Source organism: Spirochaetota bacterium (assembly GCA_017999915.1).
Classification (GTDB): Bacteria; Spirochaetota; UBA4802; order UBA4802; family UBA5550; genus RBG-16-49-21.
On sequence record JAGNKX010000026.1, the window covers coordinates 39,995 to 50,021 of the forward strand.

The 10,027-nt window shown below is 51.5% G+C and carries 9 protein-coding genes and 2 tRNA genes; 7 read left to right on the plus strand and 4 right to left on the minus strand.

Translation table 11 applies throughout. The annotated features are described in order from the left end of the window. The first annotated feature begins 8 nt into the window (after positions 1 to 8). From KA369_23870 to KA369_23880, 3 genes are all read left to right on the plus strand, one after another. Complete coding sequence (locus tag KA369_23870; protein MBP7739030.1) at positions 9 to 1,298, plus strand: 2-hydroxyacyl-CoA dehydratase; 1,290 nt, start codon at positions 9 to 11, stop codon at positions 1,296 to 1,298. 208 nt (positions 1,299 to 1,506) lie between these two features. Then, on the plus strand, positions 1,507 to 2,133 hold the full coding sequence (locus tag KA369_23875; GenBank protein MBP7739031.1) for a cache domain-containing protein: 627 nt from the start codon (positions 1,507 to 1,509) through the stop codon (positions 2,131 to 2,133). A 24-nt stretch (positions 2,134 to 2,157) separates the two neighbouring features. Next, a complete protein-coding gene (locus KA369_23880; protein MBP7739032.1) occupies positions 2,158 to 2,811 on the plus strand; it encodes a sensor histidine kinase in 654 nt (217 codons plus the stop codon). A 74-nt stretch (positions 2,812 to 2,885) separates the two neighbouring features. Here KA369_23880 and KA369_23885 read toward each other — a convergent pair whose 3' ends face one another. From KA369_23885 to KA369_23900, 4 genes are all read right to left on the minus strand, one after another. Continuing rightward, complete coding sequence (locus KA369_23885) at positions 2,886 to 3,269, minus strand: Hsp70 family protein (protein MBP7739033.1); 384 nt, start codon at positions 3,267 to 3,269, stop codon at positions 2,886 to 2,888. Between the two features lie 249 nt (positions 3,270 to 3,518). Further along, the gene (locus KA369_23890) at positions 3,519 to 3,983 is read right to left on the minus strand and encodes a hypothetical protein (GenBank protein MBP7739034.1); all 465 of its coding nucleotides are present in this window, start codon (positions 3,981 to 3,983) and stop codon (positions 3,519 to 3,521) included. A 143-nt stretch (positions 3,984 to 4,126) separates the two neighbouring features. Further along, positions 4,127 to 5,965, minus strand: coding sequence for an AMP-binding protein (locus tag KA369_23895; GenBank protein MBP7739035.1), 1,839 nt, complete (start codon positions 5,963 to 5,965; stop codon positions 4,127 to 4,129). A gap of 301 nt (positions 5,966 to 6,266) precedes the next feature. Then, the gene (locus tag KA369_23900; protein ID MBP7739036.1) at positions 6,267 to 7,004 is read right to left on the minus strand and encodes a hypothetical protein; all 738 of its coding nucleotides are present in this window, start codon (positions 7,002 to 7,004) and stop codon (positions 6,267 to 6,269) included. Between the two features lie 388 nt (positions 7,005 to 7,392). Here KA369_23900 and KA369_23905 point away from each other — a divergent pair, with 388 nt between their 5' ends. The 4 genes from KA369_23905 (at position 7,393) to KA369_23920 (ending at position 10,025) form a co-directional block, all read left to right on the plus strand. Then, complete coding sequence (locus KA369_23905; GenBank protein MBP7739037.1) at positions 7,393 to 7,785, plus strand: response regulator; 393 nt, start codon at positions 7,393 to 7,395, stop codon at positions 7,783 to 7,785. Positions 7,786 to 8,137: 352 nt separating this feature from the next. Beyond that, positions 8,138 to 9,448, plus strand: coding sequence for a VWA domain-containing protein (locus KA369_23910; GenBank protein MBP7739038.1), 1,311 nt, complete (start codon positions 8,138 to 8,140; stop codon positions 9,446 to 9,448). A 287-nt stretch (positions 9,449 to 9,735) separates the two neighbouring features. Beyond that, positions 9,736 to 9,810, plus strand: a tRNA-Pro gene (locus KA369_23915). Positions 9,811 to 9,952: 142 nt separating this feature from the next. Beyond that, positions 9,953 to 10,025, plus strand: a tRNA-Arg gene (locus tag KA369_23920). The last annotated feature ends 2 nt before the right edge of the window (positions 10,026 to 10,027 follow it).

The window sequence follows — 10,027 nt, forward strand, 5'->3', positions numbered from 1 at the left end:
TGATTACCATGAACCAGCAACAAGCAACGCAATCAACGCAGGAAGCGCCCCAGGTCAGGATCGACACCCTGCCCCATGCCAAGGACCTCAAGTGGCCCATGCTCTGGTACCTCCTGGTGGGCCAGCTCTATTCGATGCTCCCCTGGAAAAAGACCGCGTGGACCTGCGCCGGCTTCCCGGTGGAGCTCCTCTGGGGCTTCGACATCTTCCCCCTGCACCCGGAAAACATGGCCACCGTGGCCGCCGCCCAGAAGCAGGCCCAGAGACTGATAGAGCACGCCGAGAGCATGGGATACTCACGGGACCTCTGCTCCTACTGCAAGACCAATTTCGGCGCCGTGGACACTAACATCAAGACCACCCTGGGCGGCATTGCCAGGCCCGACATCATAACCTGCACCAACACCATCTGCGACACCCACTGGAAATGGTTCCAGATACAGGCCGAAAAGCTGAAGGTGTCCATTTTCGTCTTCGACTGCCCGAAGATCGTGAGCGGCACCGACGAGCGCACCATCGAGGGCTACATCAATTACATGGTGGAGCAGTTTTACGATTTCTTCGAATTCGTGAAAAAGCACACCGGGAAGAAGCTCAACATCGAACGGCTGAACAGGGCCTGCGAGGAATCGGAATACATGAGCGTCCTCTGGAGGGACATCTACGAATACCGCAAGAGCGTTCCCAGCCCCTACAGCTCGGCCGAGACGTCGGCGTCGTTCTTTCCCCTCGTGGTATTGCCCGGCAAGAAGGTGGGTATCAATTTCTTCAAGAAGATCAGGGCCGACATCAAAAAGCGCGTCGAGAGCGGCGCGGGAACCCTTTCCGGCGGCGCCCCGGAGAAATACCGCCTCCTCTTCGAGGGTATCCCCTTCTGGTACAAGATGCGGTTCATGTACGACCTGGCGAAATACAACGCCGTGGTGACCTATGAGCCCTACACCTTCTCCTTCGCGCCCCCGAAGCCGGTGGGTAAGGATTACACTGAGACCCTCAGGGACGTGGCCCGCATCATGATGGACCTTCCCTACTCCTATAACCTGGAAAAACGCATCCAGTACTTCGAGCAGGCCGTGCGCGATTTCAAGATCGACGGCGTCATTCTCCACGAAAACCTTTCGTGCCGGCCGTCGAGCACCGGAATGATCGATTTAAAAAACGCCATCCAGGAGGACCTGGGGGTTCCGGTCCTTATCATCCAGTGCGACATGAACGACCCCCGCGCCTATTCGGAGGCGCAGATGAAGACCAGGACCGAAAGCTTCATCGAAGTGATGGAGAAAAACCGGAAGCGATAGGTATTCGTTCTGCCGCCGTTCGACAAACAGGCCTCATGCCGGCCGGCAAAGCCACGGTGTCGGATGCTTTTCCCATATACTGCCCGGTCGTCCCTGAATAACTTTTTTTCTTGCTAAATGAGCTGCCCTGAATTATATTATTCAGATAGTGAAAAGCATAAAAAAAATCGCTCCCGCTTTTCCTGCGGCCCCACCGGGATGGACTATCGTGGCTAAGACCGCCATCCCCGTGATAATAACGCTTTTACTTTTCATCATAACCACCCATGTCGTTTCGATCCCTTCCTTTAAAAGCGCTCTTCTTGAATCCAAAAAGCAGCTCCCCATCGACCTCTCGATGACGGTATTGAGCCTCCTCTCCAATTACGAATCCCGCGTGCGCCTTGGAGAGATATCCCCGGCGGAGGCCAGGAAAAGGGCGATCCTTCGCATAAGGGATCTGCGCTACGGCCCGGAGAACAAATACTATTTCTGGATAAACGATACGACCCCCAGGATGGTCATGCATCCCTATCGTTCGGAACTGGAGGGAAAAGATTTGACGTATTACGCCGATTCCTCGGGCAAGCGCCTCTTCGTTGAGATGGTCGACGTCGCAAAGAAAAATAAATCCGGTTTCGTCGAATATATTTGGCAATGGACCGATAAAACGGACCTTGAGACAAAAAAAATATCATATGTCGTTCTCTTTGAACCATGGCAGTGGATAATCGGCACCGGCGTCTATTACAGGGATGTGGAGCATGTTATCAACGACCTGACGAAAAACATCAACAGGGCCTTCACCGCCATCATTATCATCGTGGCCATGGTTTCGTCCTTCGTAATCATCTAGTCCCTGGTCCGAGAGAAAAAGAGAATGACGGCGGAAGAGAACCTGAGAAAGCTGTTGACCGAGAAAGAGGTATTGATCAAGGAAGTCCACCATCGCGTCAAGAACAACCTGCAGATCATCTCGAGTCTCATCAACCTGCAGTCCTACTCGATAAAAGACGAGGGAATGACCGCGATATTCAAGGAAACCCAGGGGCGTATATTGACGCTGTCGGCGATACATGAGCTGCTCTACGGTTCGGACGACCTGTCCGTCATCAGCATGAGAACCATCATCCAGAATCTCATCGGCAATATTTCATATCTCACCGGGATCAGCGAGCGGAAGATATCCGTTGTCTATGACATCCAGGACCTTGCCGTCTCCATGGACATCGCGATACCCGTGTCTTTGATCATCAACGAGGTGGTTACAAATTCATTTAAACACGCTTTCCCGGACAGAAGCGGGACCGTACGCATCGTATTCAATGTGTTTGATAAAAAGTATTATTCCCTGGTCATAGCGGACGACGGCGTCGGGATGGCGTCCAGCGGCAAAACCGAAGTATCGGAGACACTGGGTGTTCAACTCATCGGCGCCCTTGTGGGGCAGCTCAATGGCAGGTATGAAGTCATCACGAAAGGAGGCACCGAGTATCGCTTTATCTTCCCTCAATCCGCCGACGGCCGAGGCTGACAGCCTACGGCCAGTGTCCATGCGGCACTATTGGACATGGCGGCACGTTAAGCCAGGGATACCCTGCGCTTCGTTCAGCCTAAATCGGCTTTCTTCAACTCCATCCTGAGATTGACCGGCCCCGACGGGCCTGCGGCGATAAAGGGAAGGTCCACCTTGGTCTTCCCTTTATCGGCGATCTCGCGGGCAATACGCTCCGACACTTCGGTGATGCGCTCCATGGCCAACTGGTCATCGGCCAGGTTGATCTTGTTCGTTTCAAGAAAGCGGGCGATAATCACTTCGGCAACCCTGCGGCCGGCCGGGGTGCCGCCGCGCTTCACTACGGGCCCGCCAGCCGGCGGATTCTCGAAGTTGAGCTCCGATCCGCAGCCTGAGCATGTAATGACAGTGCCTGCCGCGATGGGTGCGCCGCAGACGGGGCAGGATAGGGGAACCTTTATATTGGGTGTAAACATGGCATTCTCCTCTAACAGTTTCCTGAAAAACTCCCTCCTTGGAGTTTTTGCCGACGCTTTTTAGCGCATCCTGCGCAGCGTCGGCATTCGGACATCTTGTCCAGCACATGTCGGTTTTACGAAGTGAATTCGTAAAACCTCACATTTTTCTCGGCTAATGCCTCGAAAAATGGCGATACATCCATGTATCGTTTAGCAGTTTGCTGATTTTCATCAAACTGCTAATGATTACCGTCCCGTTCGGGCGCGCTATTTCGGAAACCGGGAAGTATCCCAGACGAAATCACCGGTGACAAGAACCCTTTTCCCCTTGGCATCTTTCAGGGGAATCGCGCTTTTGAAAAACCCGAGAAGAGTCGGGAATTTCGGGCTCGCCTTCAGGTTCTGCGTCGTCTCCCCGGTGTAGCTTTCCGCAAACTTTTTCCCATCATGCCTTTTCAGCACGAGAAGCATATTGGCCTTGCCGGGACTCCTGGTAACGCCGGTTAGGTCCATCATCCAGAAGCTTCCCTTGAAATCCATCTGTATGAGCAGATAGGCCGGTCCCGCGTTGTGGACGATCTCGCACTTGATGCTTTTCACCTTGACATTGTCAACGGTGCCATTGAACAGGCAGGGCTGCTTTGCCTGGGAAAATCCGTTATTTGCCATTAAAAATAATGACACCGCCACAAAGGACAGGAATGCGAAAATCTTGAACAAACCCTTTGCCATCTTGTTTCTCCTCAGTGAAGTTATTCATTAATGAATTAATTTGTTAAAAAATATATTCAAGCATCAGAAATATCAAGGAAATTTTTTTGCGGGAATATATGGGGCTGAAGGCCCCTGCCGGGCGGCAGGGGCCGGTAATCAATTTATACCAAAAAGCTTTCGCGGCCGTTCTTCCTGAACCCTTCCTTGATCTCGAGAAATTTTTCCTTCGTCAGGGGATTATAGGTGCTCCCGCCGCGCTCCCGGAAATAAACCTTCATATCCGGATTTTTCTCGACATTGAAGTAATCCTTCTTGTAAGGCCGCACCATGATCTTCTGCGTGTCCGTGACCGGGAAGTGATCGATGATGCGGATGTAATCAGGCATCCATTTCGGGTCCATGCCCCCTTCCTTCTGCTGCCGGAGGAGCCATTCATGGGCCTCCTCCGGGTTGAAGGCGCAGTTCTTCTTGAGCTGGACCGTCACCATGACGCGCTCGTCCGCCACGTGGCAGGGAGCGCCGTAGGCCACGGCGATATCCACGCCGGGGATCTCCTGGGCGAAGTGGAGCACGTTCTCGGCCGAAAAGTTCTCTCCGTCCTTGCGGATCCAGTCGTCGGTGCGGCCGTTGAAGTAGAGGTAGCGCTTGCCGTTGACGACGCGAACATGGCCCAGGTCGCCCGAATGGTACATGCCGTTGCGGAACTTCTGGCTGGTGGCGCCCTTGTTGTCGAAATAGCCGTCGAACCTGAGGTTGTCCGTGCCGACCTTCCGGCATATCTCGCCGACCGCCTCGTCGTAGTTGGCGAGCTTTCCATTGGCGTCCGCCTGGCCCGGCGGGCATTCCTTCCCCTCCTCGTCAAGGATCAGGACGTCCTTCGGCGCCTGCCCCACGCACTCGATCGGGTCGCCGGGCCTGTTGGCGGTGGTGATGACCGCCTCCGTGGAGCCGTAGATCTCGAAGATATGCTCCATGCCGAGATAACGCTTCAGGTTGATCCTGTCTATGATCGAGGCGCCGTTGCCGTAGGCCACGCGGAACCTGTTTTTCGGATTATTGGCAAGGGCCTTCTCGATGGCCTCGCCGCTGCCATATTTCTTCTCCAGCGCGTCGATGATATAGTGGAGCGGCTGACCGACGTAGTTCAGGAAGGTCACGCCATACTCCAGCATGTCCTTTTCGAAGGCGCTGGCGCTGAATTTTCTCTTGAGCACGAAGCTGCCCCCGGCGATGAGCTGGGGCAGGATGCCGATGTACCAGGCGTTGGAGTGGAACAGCGGCATCGAGATGTATCCGCGGTCCTTGTTGGTGAGCTTCACCGCGCCCTGTACCACGAAGCCGGCGCCCACGAGCTTGATATGGGTGCAGGGAACGCCCTTGGGCATCCCCGTTGTTCCGGAGGTGTATATGACGATGACCGGGCTGAAGTTGTCCACCGGCACCCTGTAGCGCGCGGGAACCTTCGGTTCCGATTCTTGAATGGCCTTTTCGAGGCTTCCGTACCCGGTCTTCTTTATCTCGTCGTCGGTGCCGACGCAGAGAAAGTCTTTTGGTGTTATGACAGTCATCTCGCAGGCGACCTTCGCCACTTCCTCGGCCGAATTGGTGTTGAGGATAAGGAATGACACCTTAGCCTGGTCGATCACCTTCGCCAGTGTCTCTCCCCGGAAGCCGGTGTTGATGGCGAAGAGAATGGAGTTGCTGAGGCCCGCGGCCAGGGAGGCGAACACGTATTCCGGCGTGTTCTCCATGTAAATGCCGACGGCGAGGCGGTCATTCCTGCCCAGCTTCCCCTCCTCGACCTTCTTCTTGCGAACCGCAAGGAAGAAGTTCGCGTAGCGGCACGCCTCACGGTAGGCCTCGCCGTAGGTGTATTCACGGCCTTCGAATATAAAGAGAACGCGCTTTCTGCGCGTGATCATCAGCCACATGGTCAGCTTGATCATGGAACGAAAATTGACAAACCACAAGAAACGCCGGAGAAAAGTTTTCAGATTCATGCACTACCTCTTCAAGACTTGATAATTAACGCCTGCCGCTGATAATCCATATTGAATTATGCCGACACGGTCATGGATATAATGTCCCATCAATACATCAATAATTAATTATGGATGCTGTAAAACTCCATAATCAATCGTATTGACTCACGCCGCCGGAGGCGGCGGGAGCAGGCACATTATTTATTAGCATTTATGCTACAGGTTTAAAATTAATCTTATCAAAATCAATCCGAATTGGATTTGAGAGGGGGATTTGCATCATGTACATTAGCCCGGGGTTTAAACCCCGGGCCAAGAATTACATGGATGGCGCTGCCGGTGGCGGGGCAACGTCCGGGGAGGGAGCCTGAACAGCCGCAGCCGGGCCATCGGGTTTGAGCTTCGTATAGGCCGCAGCAAACACTATCATGGTAAGGGGCATGGCGAAGAGGAGGCCTATGAACAGGAGCAAAATCCCCCCCAGTATCATCAATCCGTTGACCATCGCCAGGAGGAACAGTTTCCCGGTGAAGCCCTTCGTGATGCGGGCGCTTTCCTTGAAGGCGTCCATCACCGCCAGGCCGTCGATGATGAGGTATGTTACCATGGAAAATCGTAAGACTACTGCGATAAGAACAACGAGGGAAACAGCGGAAACCACAATAGTCACATAGGGAAAGAAGTTGGTAAAGCCACCATGGATTACCACGTCGATTATGAAGCCGATAAGGGGCGGCACGAACGCGGCGGCCACGATGGCCACGAAGAGCCAGTAGGCGCCGATGAAGCTGCCGAACCAGTCACCGTTAAATCCGGCGAAGAGGTCCTCGATCCGGCCCTCCCCGCCCCTGGCCGCCTTCAGCGCGAACATGGCCAGGCCCGCCGACATGACCGGCGTGACTACCACGGCGACGGCCAGGTTCACGATGGGGATGACATTCCCGATCGAGGTGATGATCCCGTATACCACGACTATGCCTATGGCGGTACCGGCGTTTTTCTTGAAGCCCTCCCACCCGCTCCTGATACAGTCACCGACGCGCAATTGTGTCATCATGGCACCTCCTGGCGCAAAGTATATGCCTCAACCATAGGCAATCAATTTTATTTTGTAAATCATTTTATTAGAGCCTGCCAAAACCCCGCGACCGGTAGCAGTCGTAAATTAGGGGGGCTTGGGCCATCCCGCTCGTCCGCCTCGTATAAGCAGAGCCAAATGCGACATCCTGTCGCGGCTCTGCACTCGGACCTCCTGTCCAGCGCACCATGTTGACTCGGCGGAATCGGCGACATCCGTGTCGCCTGCTCGCCGGGATGGCTCCATGCCCCCCCAAAAATTATACTGCTAACCCCGCAACCCGCCGCCAATACACTTTGAATTATTGAGTTGACTGGATGGTGTAAAACATATACATTTTAGTTATATGTATTCCGCATGAGGGGATATGGGAAAAAAAGCGATCCTGTGCGTTGATGACGAGGCGATAATCCTCAAGTCCCTTGAGTTGGAGCTGCGCTCCAACCTTGGCGGCGATTACATTTATGAATCAACCCAGAGCGCCGATGACGCCCTCCGGCTGATCGCCGGACTATCACAGGAAGGAGCCATCGGGATAACTGTGATTACCGACTGGCACATGCCGGGGGTCAAGGGCGACGATTTCCTCGCTATTATCCGGGACAGGTATCCTTTCGTTAAAATAATCCTCATTACAGGCCAGGTTGATGACGCCTTCCTTGATCATGTTCAAAAAAACGGGATCGCTTCAAGAATTCTTCTCAAACCATGGACGACCAGGCAACTCCTGCAGGCAGTTGAAGGCTGCGATGATACATAGAATTTTTCAATGTTGACGCATTGATTTTATTAAATTTAGCTATGATCATCATTAATTCAACAAAATATTGATTATTGTTCAATTAAAATAATAATTGACTATATTGTGTTTACTGCATATAATTGCTTAATTCATCCAGTATTAAAAAGCAATCGTACATTAAAGGATTGCTAACTGTTTTAATTGACACGGAAGAATTGAACGTGGTAATGTGTACAATATAATAAATACATAATTGCGTCTTCAGGGGATATATTTAATTTTATATTTTATCATTATACCATTACAACAGAAATATAAATCTGTAGATGGCACTATTGTTATTTTGTATGGGGATTGTTAGGTGAGCTTTATGAAAAATAAACTGGCTGCTTTATTTTCGGCAATACTTATAGGATTACTACTACTAACGGCATGTAAATCCGGCAAGAGACAAAGTTTATCGATACCCTTCATGCTGGTCCAGCTCGGTCTCACTGAAACAGCCTACAACTATTCCAACATTGTAATAGGCAACTACGCAGACCGAAGCTTTACCATAACCAATACCGGGAACAAAGACGGCCTCCAGGTGACTGGTTTTACTTCAAGCGATTCCGCATTCACGGTTCTTACCAACGAAGATTCTACTGACACAAAAGAAACCTGCACTACCCAATCCCTCGCCGCAGGAGCCAGTTGCACCTTCACCGTCCATTTTAAACCGACAGAGCAGAAGGAATATAATAATGCCAATATAGCCATAGCATCAAACAATATCCTTCCGTCTTCTGTTGCAGTGTCAGGGGAAGGATGCCGTCTCAACGTTTGGATGAACAATGCCAATTTTACAAATTGCAGCGATGGTGTTGTCACAGTTGATGTTACGGCCACAAATTCCGCTGGCGCGGTTGATTTAGACTCCTTCAATCTATCACGAATTGACGCTCCATGGCCATGGCCAACTGTTCCTTTAACTATTTCCTATGTAACACCAAGATATAATGATGATCCAATTTCCGTGGTGTTAGCGCTGGATTTTAGCAGCAGTCTCACATCGAACATAGATACCATCAGGAGCAGTGCCAAGTATTTTATTAATAATTTGAACGATAATAATGAAGCCGCTATATACTCATTTAAAATCAATATAATAAATTATCCTTCGTCATCATTTGAAAGTATTTCAACAGGAAAGAGCAATTTAACAAGTTTTATAGATACTACGCCCCCTCTTCCCGAGGGAACCGCTTTATTTGATGCCCTCTATGACTCGATAACCAGGGCAGCCTCTGGATCAAAAACCAAAAAAGCAGTTGTTGTATTATCCGACGGGGACGACCGGGATTCCTCGAACCACACAATGGCGCAAGTGATTGCCTACGCAAAATCATTGAATATACCGATATTTACAATATTCTATGTTGATTCTGATTTTGCCAATTTAGCAAAACCACAATACATGCATCAAATAGCGGTTGAAACCGGCGGTCAGGATTACTACACGGATACTACTACTACAACAATGGAATCGATATTCGGCCAGATCAGGAATATTATGGGGAGCAAATACGTCGTTCATTTCAGCACTGGGTCCGTCTGTACAGGTTCATTTTCTTTTAAGGTAAAGGCTGTCAGTGGAACCGACTATGGCATCGATACGAGGACATTTATCGTGCCGTAAGGATGTGTTGCGGTTGTAGATACGCCTAACGAATCATCTTTCTCTGCTATTATCTCACATCTATCATTTCACGGTAGCTATTGTAAATTGTGGGGGCATGGGCCATCCCGCTCGTCCGCCTCGTATAACATCCATGTTGACTCGGCGGAATCGGCGACATCCATGTCGCCTTCTCGCAGGGATGGCGCCATGCCCCCCTGAAATTATACCGCTACCTCATTTCACAACCGCCAAGCGCCTGAAAAAATATTGACACAAACCGATGCTGTCTATAGGTTGATTTTTCTCGGGGTGTAGCTCAGCCCGGTTAGAGCGCCTGCTTTGGGAGCAGGAAGTCGGAGGTTCGAATCCTCTCACCCCGAAAAAGCGGCTAATCGCGGAGGCTCATCATTCGCCCGCCTCGTAAAAACCTCGTGTTTACTCGGCGGGACCGGCGACATCCATGTCGCCTGCTCATTGATAAGCCTCCACGATTGATGCCTGAAGAGAAGAATTGATTGATATGCGCCAGTAGCTCAGTGGATAGAGCAACGGCCTTCTAAGCCGTTGGTCGCTGGTTCGATCCCAGCCTGGCGCGCA

Coding starts and splice junctions, on each gene's coding strand:
- KA369_23890 (MBP7739034.1), bottom strand. CDS start 3,983: ATGGCAAAGGGTTTGTTCAAGATTTTCGCATTCCTGTCCTTTGTGGCG.
- KA369_23880 (MBP7739032.1), top strand. CDS start 2,158: ATGACGGCGGAAGAGAACCTGAGAAAGCTGTTGACCGAGAAAGAGGTA.
- KA369_23905 (MBP7739037.1), top strand. CDS start 7,393: ATGGGAAAAAAAGCGATCCTGTGCGTTGATGACGAGGCGATAATCCTC.
- KA369_23900 (MBP7739036.1), bottom strand. CDS start 7,004: ATGATGACACAATTGCGCGTCGGTGACTGTATCAGGAGCGGGTGGGAG.
- KA369_23895 (MBP7739035.1), bottom strand. CDS start 5,965: ATGAATCTGAAAACTTTTCTCCGGCGTTTCTTGTGGTTTGTCAATTTT.
- KA369_23870 (MBP7739030.1), top strand. CDS start 9: ATGAACCAGCAACAAGCAACGCAATCAACGCAGGAAGCGCCCCAGGTC.
- KA369_23885 (MBP7739033.1), bottom strand. CDS start 3,269: ATGTTTACACCCAATATAAAGGTTCCCCTATCCTGCCCCGTCTGCGGC.
- KA369_23910 (MBP7739038.1), top strand. CDS start 8,138: ATGAAAAATAAACTGGCTGCTTTATTTTCGGCAATACTTATAGGATTA.